The following is a 19,897-nucleotide window of genomic DNA, read 5'->3' as shown; positions in this document are numbered from 1 at the left end:
GTCGTCCAGGTGGGCGAGCACCTCGGCCGGTGGCAGATCGAGGTCGGCGAGGGTGCGGACGGCCGTACGGAGGCGGCCCATGGTGGCGGCGGCGTGGATCCCGTGGCCGACGACATCGCCGACGACGAGGGCCACGCGGGCCCCGGAGAGCGGGATGACGTCGTACCAGTCGCCGCCGACGCCGGCCCTGTCACCGGCCGGCCGGTAGCGGCAGGCGACCTCGACGGCGGACTGCGGTGGCGTACGGGACGGGAGAAGACTGCGCTGGAGGCTGATCGCGGTGGCGCGGGCGTGCGTGTACCGGCGGGCGTTGTCCACGGCGACCGCCGCCCTCGCCGCGATCTCCTGGGCGAGGAGCAGGTCCTCGTCGTCGAACGGGTCGCACGCGGGGCCGCGGAAGAACTGCGCCACCCCCAACGTGGCTCCCCGGGCGCGCAGCGGCACGACCAGCATGGAGTGCGCCGACAGGGGCGCCGGGGCGGACGGGACCGAAGGGACCGACGATCCCCGGGGGACCGGTCGGGCCGGATGGATCAGGTCGGGGGGCCCGCCGTCGAGACGGTGCCGGAAGGGGTGCCCCGTGGCGAGGGCGCGCGCCGGGAGCGAACCGGCCGGGAAGGTGTGCGGCTTCGGGAGCGCGACCTTCGTCGCCGAGTCGACGGCGGCCCCCTGTTCGAGGGCGGCCCCGCGCCCGAGCTCGGACCCGGCGGACTCGGCCCCGGCCCCAGCCCCGGAGGCCCCGGAGGCCCCCGACTCGGACTGCTCCTCCGGCGCGGCCGAGGTCCTCCGGGCGAGGCGGCGCAGGACGAGCGGGTCCTCCGGTGGGGCGTCGTGGCCGTGCAGCGCGGAGTCGATGAGGTCGACGGTGACCAGGTCGGCGAAGGAACGGTCGGCCAGGCCGGCCAGCGGCTGCGTGGCGAAGTCCGCGAGTTCCTGGGTGGTGCGGGCGATGTCCAGGGTCGTACCGATGCGCATGCTCGCGTCGTTCACCATCGACAGCCGCCCCCGCAGTCGCCGGTCCCGTTCCTCCTCGTACGCCACGAAGCCCTGCTCCGACAAGCGGTCCACGTACGCGGTGGCCGTCACGATCAGTCGACGGGCGGCCTCGCTGATCAGCGTGGCGTCGTCCGTGAGCCGAGCCATCCCTTCGAGCAGCCGGTCGAGCATGATGCCCTGCCCGAGCCGGAAGGCCCGCAGCACCACGCTGACGGGTACGCCGTGCCGGGCCAGCCGGCGTACGCGGGCCAGCTCCGCGATCGGCTGCTCCAGGGCACGGGGGTCGGCACCGCGTTCGAGTGCGGAGAGGACGACGACCACGTGCTGCGCGACGTTCGCCGACGTCATGGCGTCCGGGTACTCCCAGAGGTCGGGCAGCTCACTGCGCAGGCACCACTCCACCTCGGCGATCAGCTCGTCCGCCTTCGAACCGAGCTCGCGCGCGACACGGGACACAAGACCGTCAGCCGTGGGGTCCACCTTCTCGACGTTACGCCGGAACGCCGAGGGGGTGCGCGTCCTAGGGCGGGTATCGGAAGTGGATCAGGTCGTAGTGGCGAGTTCGACGAGGTGCCGGGCCGTGCCGGCAGGATCGATGATCTGATGGAGGTGTGCGCCGGGCAGGTGTGCCACGCGCCAGCCGCGTTCGCGCGCCTCGACGGCAAGGTCGTCATACGGAGGACCGAACAACAAGTAGGAACAGGGATGATCGTCCCATCCGTCGGGGACCGGGATGTGCTGCGCGTAGTAGGACAACGGCAGGGTCGGCTGCTCCTCAATGACTGTCTGCCGCATCCTCGGATCGGAGAACATGGGTGCGACGTCTGTCTCGTCCCACCAGTCGGTCCAGCGCGGCAGCCTGCCGTTCACGGCCATCGGGCGGAGGAACTCCAGCAACTCGGGTGAGGCGACAGGGGTTGGTCCGGTTCGGGCCGGCAGCGCGGCATCGACGAAGACGGAGCTGGTCACCGGATGGTCGAGGCCCGAGCGAATCGCCGGGAGAAACAAGCCTGCGTTGCTGTGTGCCACCAGCGTGACGGGGCTGCCGGCCGGGACCTGCCGGAGGTCGTCGCGGACGGCGCTGACGATGCGGGGCCAGAAGGGCGGAGCACCGGCGCCTACGTCCAGCAGGGACGGCACCCGTACCTGGTATCCCGCCGCCGTCAGGTGTTCGGCCACAGGGTGCCAGGTCGAGGGGCCCACGGACGGACTGTGCACGAGAACGAAGATCGGCTGCATGTGACGATCCTGTCGCCCATGCCATCAAAGCCGCGACTGTCTTGGCCAACAGCAGAACGCTGGGCTTAGAAGACGCCCACGCGCCGCCACAACACCGGCCGTTTTACGACCATTCGTTGATGGCGGCGACAAGGACAGTGGCCTCGTGGCGGACCGCGAGCTTGTCATACCTCGTGGCCACGGCGCGGTGCCGTTTGAGGCGATTGATGCCGCACTCGACCGCGTGCCGAGCCTTGTAGTCCTGCGGGTCGATTCGGCGGCCGGCCGCCGCGCGAGCGCCCGAGCCCATGGTCGTCCGGCTCGACGGTGACGCCGCCGGGCGGCTCCTTCCGCAGCTCCCCCTTTTCCTCGCCCCGGCGGCGTGCGGGTGGGCCCGGCACACCGTGGAGTCGACGTTGATGTCCCAGGTGATCAGCTCCTTCGCGTCGGCCTGGGCCTGGAGCTCGGTGAAGATCCGATGCCAGGTGCCGTCCCGCTGCCACCGGCGGAACAGGTCGTAGGCTCGGCCCCAGGGCCCGTACTCGGCGGGGAGGTCCCGCCACGGGATGCCGGTGCGGACCCGGAACCGTATGCCGTCAATCAGCTGCCGCCCGGCCCACGTCGGCGGCCGTCCGGGCTTCGTACCCTTCGGCAACAGCGGTTCCAGCACGGCCCATTGCGCGTCCGTCAGGTCTCCACGAGCCACGAACCGAGATCATCACACGTTCAAGATCCACTTTCGGTACACGCCCTAGGGCTCCTGGGGCTCCCGCGACCCCGGAACGCCGCACCGGCGAAGCCCCGGCCCCCCTTGACGCACCCCCGGCTGACCGGGGTTATACGCCCGGACCGGAACCGGCCACCGGGCCCCCGCACTCGGCCGGATATGGTGACGACGCGAATCGAACGTACGCAGGGCTGGCGGAGGCACGTGGTGTCGGACGTAGGGCGGCTCGTCGCCGGGCGCTATCGGCTCACGGAGCAGATCGGCCGCGGCGGCATGGGCACGGTGTGGCGGGGCGAGGACGAGGTCCTCGGCCGTCAGGTCGCGCTCAAGCAACTCCATGTGCAGCCGCACCTGGCCCCCGACGACCTGGTCAGGCTGTACGAGCGCACGCGCCGTGAGGCCCGCAGCGCCGCCCGCGTAGCGCACCCCAATGTGATCGTCGTCCATGACGTCGTGGACGACGAGGTGGACGGCGACGGCAGGCCCTGCATCGTCATGGAGTACGTCCCGGCGCCCACCCTCGCCGACCTCCTCACCGACGGCCGGACGGTGCCGCCCGAGGAGGCGGCCCGGATCGGCCTCGGCATGATCGCCGCGCTGCGCGCCGCGCACGCCGCCGGCGTACTGCACCGGGACGTCAAGCCCGGCAACGTCCTGCTCGGCGCGGACGGCCGTGTCGTCCTCACCGACTTCGGCATCGCGATGACGGCCGACGCCTCGACGCTCACCAAGACCGGCGAGATGGTCGGCTCCATCCACTACATGGCCCCGGAACGCATTCGCGGCCAGAAACCCGGCCCCGCCTCGGACCTGTGGGCGCTGGGCGCGACGCTGTACCAGGCGGTGGAGGGCCGCCCGCCGTTCCGTCGCCTGACCGCGATGGAGGCCGCGTACGCCATCGCCGTCGACCCGCTGGAGCCCCTGCAGCAGGGCGGCGCCCTGGAACCCCTCATCGAGGCCCTGCTGGTCAAGGACCCGGAGGAACGGCCCACCGCGGAGCAGACGGAGCAGGCGCTGCGAGCCGTGCTGTCCGGCACGACGACGACCACGCTGCCCAGGCCGTCCGCCACGGGCGCCACGGGGCCCTACGGGCCGCACGGTGACACGGGCGGCCGGCACACCACCCTGGCGGGCGGGCCCACCCTGACGAAAACGGGACCGGAGCCGGAACCGGGATCGGCGCCGGGATCGGGGCAGGGGCAGGGGCCGCACCGGGACCCGGGTGCCCCCGCGCGCCGTGGCCGTCGAACACGGCGTCGCCTCCTCGTCACACTCGCCGTCGCCGTGACCGTGGCCGCGACGGTGATCGGGGCCACCCTCTACGTGGCGTCGAACCCCGGTTCGAACGCCACTCCGAACGGCGCGGGCGGCTCCCCCACCCCGTCCTACTCGCCCCCTCCCGTGCCCGACGGCTACCACCTGGTCAAGGACAAGAGCCTCGACGCGTCCTTCCCCGTCCCGGACGGCTGGAAGGTCGCGAAGCGGACCTCGGAAAGCGTCGTCTACGTCGACGGGACCGGCCTCGTCCGCCTCGAGATCGGCGTGGTCGACCCCGCCGGTTCGCACCCCATGGCCCACTTCAAGGACATCGAGGCGAACACCAAGCTCAACTACCCCGGTTCGTACCGCAAGCTGCGTATGCAGAAGACGACGCTGCGGGGCCGGCCGGCCGCCGTCTGGGAGTTCACCTTCCGGGGGCGTGCCCGGACCTTCCGCGCCATCGACCTCGGCTTCGGGCGCGAGGGCGAGCGGGAGTACGACATCTCCCTCTCGGCACCCGACCTGGAGTGGGACACGTACCGTCCCGTCTTCGACAAGGTGAAGGACGGCTTCATCACCTCCGCGTCCTGAGGCCGGCCGCCCACCGCACCGGCGGCCGGGGGCGGCGCCCTCGTACGGACCAATGCGGGCCGGGAGCCCGGTCCGCCCGTTCCTCTGGGCGCATGACGCTCGCTCTCTCCCTGTCACGTATCGCCCTGGCCGTCCTGTCGGCCGTGGCTCTGGGCTTCGCGGGCCACGACGCCGCGACGTCGGCGACCGGCCTCGCGGACTTCTTCAGCCACTTCACGATCCTGAGCGCCATGGCGGCGTGCGTCGTCCTGCTGGCCTCCGGCGCCACGGGGTTGCGCGACACGCGGGGCGGGCGCGGGGTGCCGGACATGGCGCGGGGTGCGGTGGTGCTGTACATGGCGGTCAGCGGGTTCGTGTACGGGCTGGTCGACACCGAGTTCCACGACACGCTGATGCCGTCGTGGGCGGACCATGTGCTGCACCAGGCGCTGCCGCTGACCATGATCGCCGACTGGCTGGTGGACCCGCCGCGCCGCCGTATCCGCTACCCGAGCGCCGCGTCCTGGCTGCTCCTCCCCCTCCTCTACGTCGGCTACAGCCTGGTCCGGGGCGCGGTGGCCGACTGGTACGCGTACCCGTTCCTGGACCCGGACCGGGGCGTCGGCGGATACGGCCGGGTCACCGCGGCCTGTCTGCTGCTGGCGGTGCTGTTCGTGGTGCTCGGCGCGCTGGTGGTCAAGGCGGGCAACACCGCCGGGGCACGCCGCCGTCCCGGGGAGTTCCGGGGCGGATCCCACCGCCGGACGGGGCCCCGGTGAGACCGCCCTGCGGCGAGGCGGGACCGTGTCGCCGCCCTCGACCAGGGGGAACCGCTACCAGGGGAAATACCCCTAGCGCTCCCTCGGCGCCACGTGCAGCCGGAACCCGGCGACCTCGTGGGCGGGCCAGGAGCGGGCGTACGCGGGCGGGGTGCCGTCCGCTGACACGAGGGTGGCGACCGGGACGCGTTCGGCGGTGCGCAGGATGCCCTCGCGGGTGATGTTGGCGTTGTTGCCGCGGACGGCGGCGGAGGCACAGCCGGCGTAGAACGCGATGGGGATGGCGTAGTCGCCGGTGAGCAGGCACGGGGGTCGTACCCCCAGCCGTCGCAGGTCGGCGGCGACCCGGTCCCAGTCCCGGTGCCAGGCGGTGGTGCGTTCGACGGTTCGCTTCAACACCGCGTACTGCACCCCCAGGTGCGCGACGAGCGCCAGCGCCACGAGCGTCCCCGCCACCGGCCGCCACGCCCCGCCCGGCCCGGTGACCAGGCTCAGGAGGCCGTCGGCGAGGGGGATCGCGAGCAGGGCGTACGCGGGGAGCAGGAACCGGGGCGCGGCGTATCCGATGAAGAAGAGGTAGGGCAGGGCGGCGGTCGTGGCGCAGGCCAGCAGGACCAGTGTGGGCGTCCGGCGGCGTGCCCGGACGGCCACGGCCGCCCCGACCGCGGCGAGCACCGGCAGGGCGAACCACCAGGCGTAGATCGCCACGTGCGGCAGCTCCCCGGTGCAGGGACGGCACAGCGTGCGCCCGACCAGGCTGCGCAACTGATCGTCGACAGCGATGTGCCAGCCCAGTCCGCCCTGGACGCGTGACGCTTCGTCCAGCCGCCGGACGAGCCCCCCGTACTGGACGTACGCCTCGATCACCCAGGCCCCCGCGCCGGTACCCAGTCCGGCCGCCATCGCCGCCGCCAGCCGGGGCTGCCACCACCCGCGTGCCCCGACCAGCAGGAGCAGCAACGGCAGGGAGACCCACACGGCGTCCGTGGGCCGCATCCAGGCCATCAGCGCGGTACCGGCGGCGGCGCCCCAGAGGGTCGTACGGCGGAGCGAGTACGGCGGGGCGGTCGCCCGGGCCTTGGCCTGGAGGAAGCATCCGGCGGTGACGAGGGCGCCGATGGCGACCCAGTGGTTGGGCATGGCCTGGGGTCCGTAGAAGAGGGTCACCCACAGGGTGGCGAACAGGGCCCCCGCGAGCGCCAGCACCCGCAGGGGGAACAGCCCGTGCCACACCCGCAGCCCGAGGTAGAGCCCCGCCCCGGACAGCACGGCCAGATAGACCCGCAGCAACTCGGTGGACGACGACCACGCGGCGACCGGTGCGACGAGCAGCGGGACACCGCGTGCGCGTGGCGCGCTGAAGAACGCGGCCGGGGCGTGCGGGCTGACCTGACTGATGTACACGGACTCGTCCCAGCCCAGCCCCATCCCCGGTGGGACGAGGACGAGTTGGGCGAGCGTGAACGCGCCGGCCACGGCGGCCAGCGGGGCGAGGACCGGCGTTGCGGCGGGCGGCGTGGTGACGGGTGCGACGAGCGGCGGGGCGTTGGAGCTGATGCGCATGACCCATCCCGGTGGCACAGGACGACAGAGAGCCGAGGATCCTCTTGACCGACGAAAGGATCAGTCACCGCGCGGGACCACCCGGGCACGCCGCACCGAGCGACGGAGGCCATCACCCGGCTGCCCCGGACCCGTCACCCGGCCGCCTCGGACGCCGTCACCCGGCCGCACCCGACGGCTTCACCCGGCCGTCCCCCATACGGCCGCCCTCTTCCTTCCTCCTGGGCGCTCTGCCTAGCGTGCGCCGTATGGATCACCCGACATCCGTACGGCACTTCGACCACTGCCCCTGGCTGTTCGAGAAGGAGGCGTCGGAGGAACAGCGCACCGCGCAACGCGAGCGGCAACAGTCCTTGGGCGGCGACAGCGAACTCGGCGAACGGTGCCACGTGGCCGGGTCGGCGGCGGTCCACCCCGACCACCTCCGCCTCGGCGACGACTCGTACATCGCCGCCCACGCCTACATCACCGGCGACGTCACCACGCGGCACGCATCCTGTGCGTGGTCCGGGCCCGGGAGGCCGGCTCCCTGCGCGACCTGGCCATACAGGTACGGCCAGCGGCGACGGGGAGGCCCTGAACCATCCTCTCGTGCTCACTCTGTGGCAAGCAGCTACCACCCCTTCACCGCGGTCCGCGGCACCGTCACCCTCGGCAACGCCGTACGCGTCGGCGCCCACACCTCGCTCCTGGGCTTCAACCACTCCATGGCCCCGGACCGCCCCGTGTTCCGCCAGCCGCAGACGAGCCGGGGCATCACGGTCGGGGACGACGTCTGGATCGGCTCGCACGTGGTCGTCGTCGACGGCGTCACCATCGGGGACCACTGCGTGATCGGGGCGGGAGCGGTGGTCACCAAGGACCCACCGCCCTGGACGATGGCGGCGGGAAACCCGGCTCGCAGGATCCGCGACAGACGGGAGCCGGGGGGCCGCCGGGCGGAGAGCCGGCAGACGGAGCACGGGCAGGCACCGAAACCGCAGGCAGACGACAACCGAGGGAATGACCACCGGCGGCTCTCCGGGAGCCGGTACGGCGGCGAGGACCCTCTCGCCCAATTCGCCGCCACCGCTCGGGCGCAGGCCGTCGACATCCTCGACCGTTCCTGGGACGGCGAGGGATACGTCGACCGCCCGGGGGCCGCACCCACCGTCCGGGCGCACTGCGACGCCGTGGAAGTGGCGGACCTGCTCCTGGGCTCCCCTCCCCCGCACCTGCCCGCCCACGAGCACATGGCCCGCCTGACCGCGCTCCAGGACCCGCGGACCGGCCTGGTCCCCGAGCTGGGCGAAGGGCTCCCCGGATGGAGGACGACGGCTTCATCGGCGAGGGCGCGCCCCTCTACCACGTCCTGTCGGTGGGCTACGCGCTGGATCTCCTGGGCGCCGCCTTCCCTCACCCGGTCCGCGGTGTGGCCGAGATGACCGCGCCTCAGCTGATCGCCCGGCTGGAGGCACTGCCGTGGCGGGACGGCGCGTGGGGCGCGGGCGCCTGGATCGACGCGTGGGCGACGGCGGCCCACTGGAACCGACGGCGTGCCGAGACCGACGCGCCGGCACCGGCGTCCGGGGGCACCCTGGAGGCCCTCTTCGGCTGGCTGCTGACCCGCGCCGACCCCTGGACGGGCATGTGGGGCAGCCTCTCCGCCACCGCCGGGCGCCTCCAGGTCGTCAACGGCTACTACCGCCTCACGCGGGGCTCCTACGCCCAGTTCGGCGTCCCGGTGCCCCATCCCGAACGCGTCGTGGACGCGGTCCTGGACCACACGAGGGACGCCCGCCACTTCGCACCCGGCAAGGAGAACGCCTGCAACGTCCTGGACGTCGCCCACCCGCTGTGGCTCTGCACCCGCCAACTGGGCGCAGGCCCGGACGGCACGGGCTACCGCACGGCCGAGATCCAGGCCTGGGCGCAGACCCACCTCACCAGAACCCTCTCCCGCTGGCACGACGGCCAGGGCTTCGGCTTCGGCCCCGGCACCTCGGGGCCGGGCCCCGAACCAGGATTGCAGGGAACAGAGATGTCGCTGGCGATCGTATGGCTGCTGGCGGATCTGCTGGGCCGGTCCGAGGCGCTGGGGTACCGGCCTCGCGGGGCGCACAGGCCGGATCCCGTCGGCCTGAAACTGTCGACCGGGTGACACTCCGGGTGGCGCTGCACGTCCCGCTCGTCCGGACGGCCAACTTCCGTGCCAGATCTTTCTGTTCGCCGACGTGGTTGCCGTACCGTTGATTTCGAGCATCTGCACGGCAGCCTTCTCGTCGCGGCTGTTCACGCGCGCCGCCGCAACGGCCGGGGCAGGCCACTTCCAGTGGTGCCTGCTCGGCATGCTCTCTGTGACGTTCGTTCCAATGCCGTGAGCAGGGGGAGGACACCAGTGGTCAAGATCGTGCGGTCGGCCGGCGGCGGCCGGTTGATCACGTATGAGACCTGGGGCGATCCGGACGCCCACCCGGTGTTCCTGCTGCACGGAACGCCCGGAAGCCGGCTCGGCCCACGACCCCGTACGTTCGACCTGCACAAGCTGGGCGTCCGCATCATCGCTCATGACCGGCCGGGATACGGCGGGTCCGAGCGCCACGCCCACCGCGCGATCGTCGACGGCGTCCTTGACGTGGACGCCATCGCGCAGGACCTGGATCTCAAGCGCTACTCCGTGGTGGGCCGTTCCGGCGGCGCCCCTCATGCCCTTGCCTGCGCGGCTCTCAACCCCGGGAGTCAGGTGGCGAGTGTCGCCGCGATGGTGTCGATCGCCCCTCCCGACAGCGGCCCGGAACTCGACTGGTTCGCGGGCATGGCCGAGTCCAATGTGACGACGTACCGGCTCCTCGACCGCTGCATGCCCGACCAGACCCGGGTGGGCGAACTCCTCGCCAAGAACGCCGAGATCATCCGACGTGACCCGAGGCTTTTCCTGGGTGGACTGAGCGGGGAGATGCCGGACACGGACCGCGTCGTGGTGGAGGACCCGGGGATTCGCCGCCTGTTGCTGGTCAACTACCTGTCGGCAGTCGGCGAGTACGGGGAGGACGACGCCCCGGCGACGGGCCCCAGGGTTCCCACGGGCTGGGTCGACGACCTGTTCGCGTTCCGCTCACCCTGGGGGTTCGATGTGTCGACGATCGACGGCTCGGTACCGGTGATGCTCTGGCACGGTGAGCATGATGTCTTCGCTCCCGTGGCCCACTTCCACTGGCTGGCCAAGCACATCCCCTCGGCCAGAGCCGTACTGCAGCCCTCCGCCGCGCACTTCGCCGCACTGCCAGCCCTGCCGCAGGTACTCGCCTGGCTCCGCGACCAGGCGGGGTGACACGGCCCGCGTCCGTCAGATCGGGTGCGGGTCCACATCGAGACAGCCGAACTGCCAGGCCCTGAGATTCCGCACCTGCGGATGGTTCTCACCGATTCGATCGGTCAGCGCGGCCAGTACATCGCTGTGCATCGTCTCCGCCTGCTCTCGCGAGCCAAGCCGCTTGAGGATGATGGCGAGGTTGCCCGCGCAGAGCAACGTCGCCGGATGTGTTGGGCCAAGTGTCCCCGTCAACTGCTCGTACGACGCACAGCACGTGTCGTGAGCCTCCGCCCAGTGGTCGAGCGCCGCTTCGGCGACGGACAGATCCGCCCGGCAGAAGAGCGTGTAGGGATGCTGGTCGCCGTTGAGCCGAGCGAACTCCTCCTGCGCCTCGCGCAGCATCTGACGCGCCTCCTCGGCGATTGCCCGACGGGCGGGTTGCCGGCCGCCGAGCAGGAGCGCCGCGTAGTTCACCGAGCAGGCTGTCGTCCAGGGATGCGTGTGGCCCAGGTTCACGCGCATGTCGCCGAGAACCCTGCGCATCAGCTTGGAACCTTCGTCGCCGCGCCCGAGAGCGGCCAGGTCGCCCGCCAGGCCCATCTCCAGCAGCAGCCGCTCCGAGTTCCCCACCCCGTACCCACCGTCGGACGTGCTCTCCAGCAGGTGCCGCACGAGTTCCTCGGCCTCGGCGATCCGGCCGACCCGTCGCAGCGAACCGGCCAGCCCCTTCGCCGCGTTGACGACCGTCGGCGAACCCTGCGCGAGGCGGGCATCGCGCAGACAGCGCTCGTAGGCGCCCTTCAGCAGACGGACGGATTCCTCGTAGTCTCCGCAGTCCCGCAGGTCCCGCCCGAGGTTCACCGCCGACTCGATCGTCAGGGGGTGCTCGGGGGACTGCATCTCCTCACGCAGTTCCAGCATCCTGCGGTCCAGGTCCCGGGCCCTGTAGTAGTCGCCGGAGAGCCGCAGGGAGACAGCCAGGTTGTTGGCCGCGCTCACCGTACGCGGATGGTCCTCACCGTAGATCAGCTCGTACCTCCGGTATGTCTCCTCGTCCTGGTGCAACGCCTCCGACAGCCGGCCCAGCCCCCGCAGGTCCGCCCCGATACTGCTGGTGGTCATGAGAATGTGCTGATCATCCCGATCATCGAGCACTGCGAGCTGCCTCTCCAGGACCTCCTGGTCGAGGGAGAGGGACTCCGTGTAGTTGCCCTGCGCTCGCAGGACGTTGGCGATCTGGAAGCGCATGTGGAGCGTCCAGCGTTCCTCGGACGAACCGCTCGCGGACCACTCGTCCACGCATCGCCGGCCGTATGCGAGAGCCTGCGCCAGCTCGCCACGTCGACGCAGCTGACGGACCCTGTCCACGCAGAGCTCTCGCATACCTTCGTCGGCCGTGCTCCGTGCCCAGGGTGTGTCCAGATGTGGCCAGATGATGCGGTACTGCTCCCACGTACTCGGGTTCTCGGGGTCGTCCCCGGCGGGCCTGGCGGCGACCAGGGACCTGTGGACCACGTCCCGCGCCGCCTGACTCTCCGCCTCCGTCATCCTTTCCCTCATCGCGGCCTGCACCAGCCGGTGGACCGCCACACTCCGGGCCCTGCGGTCGACCCTGAGCAGTGAGAGACGGCTCAGCTCCCGGCACGCGCGGGCGAGCGCGCCGGCCCCGCCCAGCACCCGCGTCACCTCGACGCCGTGCAGCACGTCCATGGCAATGGGCTCAGGGCTGAAGTAGGAGCAGATCTGCAGCAGTTTCACCGCTGGCGGGAACCTCTTCTCCAGTTGCGCCACCGCGAACTCCCAGGTGCCTGTCACCCCGGTGGCTTCCGCGGCCGTTCGGTCGCCGTGACGGCTACCCGTGTCTTCCGCTGTGTGAGCACGCAGCAGTTCGACATAGTCACGGGGGGCCAGACCGGACTGTCTCATCGCCGCCGCGGCCTGTTCGATCGCGAGGGGCAGATCACCCAGCAGCTCCGCGATCGGGTCGGCCTCGGAGTCCCCGCAGTCCGGCAGGCGGGTACTCAGGTGGGCGATGCTTTCTTCCCGCTCGAACACGGGAACCTCAAGGGTGTCCCCGAGTCGGTCCCAGCCCTCAGCACGCTGGCTGGTGATCAGGAGGTGACCGCGGCCCGGCGTGATGAAGTCAGGCAGACAATCGGCGCCCGGCGCATTGTCGAAGATCAGCAACCAGTCCTCGTAGCGCTCTCCGCTGCTCAGTTCCGCCCATACCGCCCTCGCCGTGTCGGTCGGACTCGTGCACTCCGGTACGCCGAGTGGGCCGGCCATGCCCGCCAGCGCCTCGAGGGTCAGCAGCCTCTGCTCGGCAGGGATGAACAGGACCGCGTCATAGTCGCTCTTGTAGCGGTAGGCGTACTCCTGGGCGAGCAGCGTCTTCCCGACCCCACCCATGCCTTTGAGCACCAGACCCCGGCCGCTCCACAGGCGCCCCCTGACCTCTTCCAGCAGCCGCGTGCGGCCGGTGAAGGAGGAGCTGCGCAGAGGAAGGTTCCAGATCAGGGGCTCGGCGCCCGGGTAGCGGGGCAGCCTCGACTCTTCGGCGGTGAAGTGGTCGCGCGTCGATGCGTCCGAGCGTCGGCCGAAGGCGCCGAGCAGGGCCGCCATGCCCTCGTCTCCCGTACGACACCTCGTCAGGTCCACGACCTGGTCGCTGAAGGGCGCCTTCAGTGAGACCGACTCGACCCGCATGGTGACCAACCGGTGTCCCTTGAGACCTCCCACCTCGTACGCCGCTTCCCAGGTCGTCCGGAACCGGGGCGACCTGAGGTACGACTCGGAAAGGATCACCAAGGTGTGCGAGGCGGACTGGACACCGCGTTGGATCTCCTCCGCCGGCTGCGCTCCCACCGCCCCCTCCTCCGCGAGGTGGACCTTGAAGCCCGAGCGGGCGAGGACGGCGCTCGCCCAGCCGGCCCAGTTCCTGTCCGCGGGGACGAAGCTGAGATAGACGTCGGAGATGCGCGGCGGACGCTGCCGCGTGTAGCGGTCGAGGATCTCGCGACGTAATTCGTCCTCGATACGCGGCATCGTGGACACCCGGCCCTCCGACACGACCTCGGTGAGCCTCTCGTACGCGGCGAGCAGGCTCGTCGGGTTGCCCGAAGGCTCGCGGAAGGGGGCCAGTGTCTCCTCGTACGAGTAGATGGGCCGGTACGGGATCTCCACCCTGCCCCAGTAGTCGTCCGGTTCCAGCTCACCGACGTGTTTGCGCACGATGCGGTCGAAGCGGTACTGGAAGAGTCCACGAGCGGCGTCGAGCCGGTCCGCCTCGGCGTTCTCCACGCGCATCGGGACCGGCAGAATCCGGATGTTCCGGTTTCCGTAGAGCGACTCGATGCGCTCGGCCACACTCGCCGCGCCCTCGATGCTCTGATTGCTCGGGGTGAAGCACGTGACGAGTGTGTGCGGCAGGCTGACCGTGCAGATGTCCGAGATGTCGCTCAGGCCGGTGCGGCTGTCGACGAGGACGTAGTCGTAGTTCTCGACGAACTCACGCTTGAGTTCCTCCAGGAACCTGGTGGCCAACGGCCCTTCCAGAAAAGGCTTCCAGTCGAACTGCGAGAAGGCCGACAGATACCCCTTGTCCTTCGTCCCCGCCGCGAGGTAGTCGAGCAACCCACCGCCTGGGAATCTCCAGGCGACCGGAATGAGGCACTGGGCGAGAGGAATCCCGTCGGATTCCGCGCCGATCCGCTCTCCGATCACCGACGATGAGGTGGCGCCTCGGGCGGCATACTGCCCCTCCGGCATGAACTGCGTGGAGCGGCTTACCAGTTCGAGCACACCTGGTGTGCTGCGCAGCTTGCTCTCGGAGAGAAAGGGATGCAGGAAGCGGTCGAGACCGGGGGCCTCCAGGTCCCAGTCGACCACCAGGACGCGGTACCCGCAGGAGGCCAGGATCCAGGCCGTGTTGGCCAAGGCCATCGTGCGCCCGGTACCGCCTTTGTACGAGTAGAAGGTGATGATCCTGCCCTCGTCGAAGCCGCTCACGGGCCGCCCTTCGGTGGAGTCCCCTAGCTCAGGCCGACAAATCATCCTCCATCAGGATACCGAGGACACCAGGTCACCGCTCACCTGTCGCCATGAAGTTCCTCGCGACAACAAGAACGGCCGTGATCGTCAGGAAGTCTCTCCTGGCGGCTCCTCGACGGGGAGGAGCCGTCGGTCAGGAAAGTCGTCCTGACGACACGGCCGTTGTCGTCGTGCGGGTCCGGGGGGCGGTTGGGCGTTACGCCGTCCCGTCCTTCGCCGAAGCCCCCGGAGCCGTCAGGTCCTTCTCCTCCGGGAGTTCGTCGACGTCCACTCCGCGTACCTGGGCCAGTTCGTGCTTGAGGGCCGCGAGTTCCGTGCCGCCTGCCATGTGGTTGGTGAGTTCCTCCAGGGTGACCTGGTCGCGGGCGGCGGAGAGTTCCATCGTGCCGAGGCGCAGGACGCTGAAGTGGTCGCCGACCATGTACGCGTGGTGGGGGTTGTGGGTGATGAAGATGACGCCGAGGCCGCGGTCGCGGGCGGCGGCGATGTACTTCAGGACCACACCGGACTGCTTGACGCCGAGGGCGGCGGTGGGTTCGTCGAGGATGAGGACGCGCGCGCCGAAGTACACGGCGCGGGCGATCGCCACGCACTGGCGCTGGCCGCCGGAGAGCGTGCCGATGGGCTGCTCCAGGTCGTCCAGGACGATGCCCATGTTGCGCAGTTCGGCGTCCGCGGTCTGCTTCATCTTCTCGATGTCGAGGCGGCGGATCGGCCAGGGGCCCTTCGTCATCTCCGAACCGAGGAAGAAGTTCCGCCACACCGGCATCAGGGGGACCGTGGCCAGGTCCTGGTAGACCGTCGCGATGCCGGCGTCCAGGGCCTCGCGCGGGGTGGTGAAGCGGACCGGGGTGCCGTCGACCAGGAACTCGCCCTCGGTGTGCTGGTGCAGACCCGAGATGATCTTGATCAGGGTGGACTTGCCGGCACCGTTGTCGCCCAGGACGCAGGTGACCTTGCCGGGGTGCACGGTCAGGTCCACGCCGTGCAGGGCACGGACGTTGCCGTACGCCTTGCCCGCACCGCGCAGTTCCACCACCGGCGTGTCGGTGGCGGGGGTCGCGGCGGACGGGGCGGCGGTCGTGTTCGTGGGTGTCATGGGGTGGTTCACCTCCGGGTCGCCTGGCGGCGGACCCACAAGTTGACGAGGGCGGCGATCAGGAGCATCACGCCGAGGAAGGCCTTGAACCAGTCGGGGTTCCAGTTGGCGTAGACGATGCCCTGGTTGACCATGCCGAAGATGAAGGCGCCGATGACCGGGCCGATCGCCGAGCCGTAGCCGCCGGTCAGCAGGCAGCCACCGATCACCGCCGCGATGATGTACAGGAACTCGTTGCCCACGCCCTCGTTGGACTGCACCGTGTTGAACGAGAACAGCAGGTGCATGCCCACGAACCAGGCCCCGGCGCCCACGCCCATGAAGAGGGCCACCTTGGTGAAGTTCACGGGCACGCCGACGGCCCGCGCACTGTCCTGGCTGCCGCCGACCGCGAAGATCCAGTTGCCGAACCTGGTGCGCAGCAGCAGCCACGTCGCGATCGCCGCGAACGCCAGCCAGTAGAAGATCGTGATCTTGAAGTCGACGCCGCCGATGGTCACCTCGGAGGCGAAGATGCTCTTGGCCTGGTCGAAGCCGTCCATGTCGGCGATCGAGTCGGACGCCACATTGCCGGTGAAGATCTTCGTCACGGCCAGGTTGGAGCCCTGGAGGATCAGGAAGGAACCCAGCGTCACCAGGAAGCTCGGCAGGCCCGTCTTGATCAGCAGCCAGCCGTTGAACGCGCCCACCGCCAGCGACACGATCAGCGCGACGAACACGCCCGTCCACACGTTCACCGTCAGCTGGAAGCTGAGGATCGCGGCGGTCAGGGCGGAGGTGGTGACCGCGACACCGGCGGACAGGTCGAACTCCCCGCCGATCATCAGCAACGCCACCGGCAGCGCCATGATGCCCATGACGGACGCCTGGTAGAGCACCGTCGCCAGCGAGCCGGCCTCACGGAAGGAGGGGGCCACGGCGAAGAAGAAGACGTACACACCGATCGCGGCGATCAGCGCGCCGACCTCGGGGCGGGCCAACAGGCGTCGACCCAGGGAACGTTCGACGGTACGGCCGTCCTTCTGGGCGGCCGGCGGAGCCGGCGGCGAGGGGGAGCTCGCCGCCGGTGCCGTTGCTTGGGACATTCAGATCACCGGGTGCCCTTCGCGGCGAACTTGGCGATCGTGTCGACGTTGTCCTTGTCCACGAAGGCCGGGCCCGTCAGGACCGGCGCCTCACCGCCGCCGCTGTAGTTGCCGTTGTTCTTGTAGAGCCACAGGGAGTCGATCGCCAGGTAGCCCTGGAGGTAGGGCTGCTGGTCGACGGCGAACTCGATGTCGCCCGCCTTGATGGCGTCCGTCAGCTCCTTGTTCAGGTCGAACGTGGCGACCTTGGCCTTGCTGCTCGCGTCGTCGACCGACTGCACGGAGGTCAGGGCGATGGGCGCGCCGAGCGTGACGACCTCGTCGATCGAGGAGTCCTGCTTGAGCTTGGCCGTGATGGTGGACTTCACCGAGGGCATGTCCGTGCCGTTGACGTAGAGGTTCTCGGTCTTGCCCTTGAAGGTCTTCTTCACGCCGGCGCAGCGGGCCTCGAGGGAGACGTTGCCCTGCTCGTGGATCACGCAGACCGCGTGCTTGGCGCCGGTCTCGTTGAGCTTCTTGCCGAAGGCCTCACCGGAGACGGTCTCGTCCTGGCCGAAGAAGGAGAGCAGGCCCTGCTCCTTCCACACGTCCATGCCGGAGTTCAGGCCGACGACGGGGATGCCCGCCTTCTCCGCCTTGGCGATGACGTCCTTCATCGCGTCGGGCTTGGCGAGGGTGACGGCGATGCCGTCGACCTTCTGGTCGATCGCGTTCTGGACGAGGTTGGCCTGGTTCGCGGCGTTCGGGTCGTTCGAGTAGACCAGCTTGACGTTGTCCTTGTCGGCGGCCGTCTGGGCGCCCTTGCGGACGATGTCCCAGAAGGTGTCGCCCTGCCCGGCGTGGGTCACCAGCGCCACCGTCATCTGCGGCGTGTTGGCCTTGCCCGCGGAGGCGTTCGCCCCGCCCTCCTCGGCCTCCTTGCCGCCGGAGCTGCTGGAGCATCCGGCTATGAACATCGCGGAGGCCGCGGCCATGGCGAAAAAGGGAGCCACTCGGCGTGAGCGGGGCTGAAACGTGCGGTCCATCTTTCCTGCACCTCACTGTGCGACAGGGGGAAAGGGAACGGGACAGCGTCGGGCGGTGTGCCCGCGCGGGCCCGGACCTGAAGTCCGGATCATTGTGCCGGTAGGCCGGCTGCGCTGTTTCGTTGGGACGGGATCAAACCCCTGGCACACCCAGCTGTCAAGACTTTGTTAAGACATCATTTCACGAGCAGGTCCGAATGTCAGTACAAACTCTTGACAGCGGCTCTCTCGGGGCCCTACACCTGGGATACCGCCGGCCCCCGTGCGTGCGCATCACAGGCGCGCCCCGGGTCTCCGGTCGGCCCGCATCCCCCCACCCGAGGAGCGACGCGCATGCCCGAGTCCGCCGAGTCCTTCGATCTCATCACCATGGGGCGCATCGGAGTGGATCTGTATCCGCTGCAGACCGGTGTGCCGCTCGCCCGCGTCGAGTCCTTCGGCAAGTTCCTCGGCGGGTCCGCCGCCAACGTCGCGGTGGCCGCGGCACGGCTCGGCAACGCCTCCGCCGTGATCACGCGGACAGGAGACGACCCCTTCGGCGTGTTCCTGCACGAAGCGCTCACGGAGTTCGGCGTCGACGACCGGTTCGTCACGCCCGTCGCCGCCCACCCCACACCGATCACGTTCTGCGAGATCTTCCCGCCGGACGACTTCCCGCTCTACTTCTACCGGCGCCCCAAGGCCCCCGACCTGGAGATCCACACCGACGAGCTGGACTTCTTCGCCGTCCGCGCGGCCCGCGTCTTCTGGATCACCGGCACCGGACTGAGCGAGGAGCCCAGCCGCTCCGCCACCATCGCCGCGCTCAAGGCCCGCGACAAGGCCGGCACCACCGTGTTCGACCTGGACTGGCGTCCCATGTTCTGGCGGGACCCCGAGACGGCCCGCCCGTACTACGCGGAGGCACTGCGGCACTCCACGGTCGCCGTCGGCAACCTCGACGAGTGCGAGGTCGCCACCGGTGTCCGGGAACCCCGGGCCTGCGCGGAGGCGCTGCTGGAGGCGGGGGTGGAGCTGGCCGTCGTCAAGCAGGGCCCCAAGGGCGTCCTCGCCGTCCACCGCGACGGCACTGTCGCCGAGGTGCCGCCGGTGCCGGTCGAGGTCGTCAACGGGCTCGGCGCGGGCGACGCCTTCGGCGGTTCCCTCTGCCACGGTCTGCTGCGCGGCTGGGACCTGGAGCGGATCATGCGGTACGCCAACGCCGCGGGCGCCCTCGTCGCGTCCCGCCTCGCCTGCTCCTCGGCGATGCCGACGGCGGGGGAGGTGGAGGAGTTGCTGTCGGGTGGGTGATCGGCACGTCGTCTGCGGGTGGGTGGGGGCTGGTCGCGCAGTTCCCCGCGCCCCATCCGCGGCCGCCATACAAACAGCGCACCCCGAGCCCTGAGGCGCCCCGGGGGGTCGAAGGGGCACCGCCCCTGGAACGGAGCCCGAGTTGACCATCACCATCCCCGACCTGGTGTCCGTGCGCGCACGCCACCCCGAGGCCGTCGCCGAAGCCGCGGCGCGCCGCGTCCGCCGCCCGCTCATCGGCGACAGTGGCCGTCTGATGATCGTCGCCGCCGACCACCCCGCCCGCGGGGCCCTCGGCGTCGGCGGCCACCCCCTCGCCATGGCCGACCGCGCCGATCTCCTCCAGCGCCTCTGCACCGCGCTGTCGCGGCCCGGCGTGGACGGCGTGCTCGCCACCGCCGACATCCTGGAGGACCTGCTGCTCCTGGGCGTCCTGGAGAACAAGGTCGTCATGGGCTCCCTCAACCGCGGCGGGCTCGCCGGCGCGTCCTTCGAGATGGACGACCGCTTCACCGGCCACCGCCCGCAGGACATCGAGCGCCTCCGCTTCGACGCCGGCAAACTCCTGCTGCGCGTCGACCACGACGACCCCGGCTCCCTGCGGACCCTGCACTCCACCGCCCGCGCGGTCGACGACATGGCGGCGCGCCGACTGCCGCTGTTCGTCGAGCCGTTCATCTCGCGCCGCGTGGACGGCCGGGTCCGCAACGACCTGAGCGCCGAGGCCGTCACCCGCTCCATCGCCATCGCGGCGGGCCTCGGCGGCACCTCCGCGTACACCTGGCTGAAGCTGCCCGTCACCGACGACGCGGACGCCATGGCCGAGGTCCTGGAGACCTCCACCCTGCCCGTCGTACTGCTCGGCGGCGAGGTGGGGAAGGATCAGGACGGCGCCTACGAGAAGTGGCGCAAGGCCCTGCGGCTGCCCACCGTCCAGGGCCTG

The 19,897-nt window shown here is 70.6% G+C and carries 12 protein-coding genes and 3 pseudogenes; 6 read left to right on the top strand and 9 right to left on the bottom strand.

From position 1 onward, the window contains the following. The 4 genes and pseudogenes from AOK23_RS28180 to AOK23_RS52240 form a co-directional block, all read right to left on the bottom strand. Positions 1 to 1,476 (bottom strand): PP2C family protein-serine/threonine phosphatase (locus AOK23_RS28180; RefSeq protein WP_240496599.1); only part of this gene is annotated, 1,476 nt, incomplete at its 3' end. Between the two features lie 63 nt (positions 1,477 to 1,539). After that, positions 1,540 to 2,136 carry an alpha/beta hydrolase gene (locus AOK23_RS28175; RefSeq protein WP_240496598.1) on the bottom strand — a complete coding sequence of 199 codons (597 nt, stop codon included), beginning with the start codon at positions 2,134 to 2,136 and terminating at the stop codon, positions 1,540 to 1,542. A gap of 202 nt (positions 2,137 to 2,338) precedes the next feature. Then, positions 2,339 to 2,510, bottom strand: a pseudogene (locus tag AOK23_RS52245) (IS5 family transposase); the annotation flags it as partial. Between the two features lie 56 nt (positions 2,511 to 2,566). Continuing rightward, positions 2,567 to 2,920 (bottom strand): annotated as a pseudogene (locus AOK23_RS52240) (IS5 family transposase); the annotation flags it as partial. A 180-nt stretch (positions 2,921 to 3,100) separates the two neighbouring features. Here AOK23_RS52240 and AOK23_RS28165 point away from each other — a divergent pair. Both AOK23_RS28165 and AOK23_RS28160 read left to right on the top strand, forming a co-directional pair. Then, on the top strand, positions 3,101 to 4,792 hold the full coding sequence (locus AOK23_RS28165) for a serine/threonine-protein kinase (RefSeq protein ID WP_206336312.1): 1,692 nt from the start codon (positions 3,101 to 3,103) through the stop codon (positions 4,790 to 4,792). Between the two features lie 92 nt (positions 4,793 to 4,884). Beyond that, positions 4,885 to 5,550 (top strand): Pr6Pr family membrane protein, encoded by a 666-nt coding sequence (locus AOK23_RS28160; protein ID WP_055715425.1) that lies wholly within the window; start codon positions 4,885 to 4,887, stop codon positions 5,548 to 5,550. 72 nt (positions 5,551 to 5,622) lie between these two features. On the opposite strand, the gene AOK23_RS28155 is transcribed toward AOK23_RS28160, so the two are convergent. Then, positions 5,623 to 7,113: a hypothetical protein gene (locus AOK23_RS28155; RefSeq protein ID WP_055715424.1), complete on the bottom strand. Its 1,491-nt coding sequence runs from the start codon at positions 7,111 to 7,113 to the stop codon at positions 5,623 to 5,625. A 248-nt stretch (positions 7,114 to 7,361) separates the two neighbouring features. Between AOK23_RS28155 and AOK23_RS28150 the strand changes: the two are divergent. Continuing rightward, positions 7,362 to 9,253: pseudogene (locus AOK23_RS28150) on the top strand (acyltransferase). Between the two features lie 237 nt (positions 9,254 to 9,490). After that, positions 9,491 to 10,423 (top strand): alpha/beta fold hydrolase, encoded by a 933-nt coding sequence (locus AOK23_RS28145; RefSeq protein WP_055715423.1) that lies wholly within the window; start codon positions 9,491 to 9,493, stop codon positions 10,421 to 10,423. Positions 10,424 to 10,438: 15 nt separating this feature from the next. Here AOK23_RS28145 and fxsT read toward each other — a convergent pair whose 3' ends face one another. The 4 genes from fxsT to AOK23_RS28125 all read right to left on the bottom strand — a co-directional run bounded on the left by fxsT (position 10,439) and on the right by AOK23_RS28125 (position 17,664). Beyond that, positions 10,439 to 14,413: an FxSxx-COOH system tetratricopeptide repeat protein gene (gene fxsT / locus AOK23_RS28140; protein WP_055715422.1), complete on the bottom strand. Its 3,975-nt coding sequence runs from the start codon at positions 14,411 to 14,413 to the stop codon at positions 10,439 to 10,441. Between the two features lie 238 nt (positions 14,414 to 14,651). Then, positions 14,652 to 15,554, bottom strand: a complete 903-nt coding sequence (locus AOK23_RS28135; RefSeq protein ID WP_055715421.1) for an ATP-binding cassette domain-containing protein — start codon at positions 15,552 to 15,554, stop codon at positions 14,652 to 14,654. 8 nt (positions 15,555 to 15,562) lie between these two features. Next, on the bottom strand, positions 15,563 to 16,639 hold the full coding sequence (locus tag AOK23_RS28130) for an ABC transporter permease (protein WP_055715420.1): 1,077 nt from the start codon (positions 16,637 to 16,639) through the stop codon (positions 15,563 to 15,565). Positions 16,640 to 16,644: 5 nt separating this feature from the next. Beyond that, a complete protein-coding gene (locus AOK23_RS28125; RefSeq protein ID WP_055538008.1) occupies positions 16,645 to 17,664 on the bottom strand; it encodes a sugar ABC transporter substrate-binding protein in 1,020 nt (339 codons plus the stop codon). Positions 17,665 to 17,997: 333 nt separating this feature from the next. On the opposite strand from AOK23_RS28125, the gene iolC reads away from it, so the two are divergent. Then, a complete protein-coding gene (gene iolC / locus AOK23_RS28120) occupies positions 17,998 to 18,954 on the top strand; it encodes a 5-dehydro-2-deoxygluconokinase (protein WP_055715419.1) in 957 nt (318 codons plus the stop codon). 142 nt (positions 18,955 to 19,096) lie between these two features. Further along, a partial coding sequence (locus AOK23_RS28115; protein WP_055715418.1) for a Cgl0159 family (beta/alpha)8-fold protein occupies positions 19,097 to 19,897 on the top strand: 801 nt, incomplete at its 3' end.

It is taken from the genome of Streptomyces torulosus, from assembly GCF_001419765.1.
Classification (GTDB): Bacteria; Actinomycetota; Actinomycetes; order Streptomycetales; family Streptomycetaceae; genus Streptomyces; species Streptomyces torulosus.
Note: the sequence above shows the minus strand (reverse complement) of the source record. Positions and strands in the feature narration are given on the sequence as shown.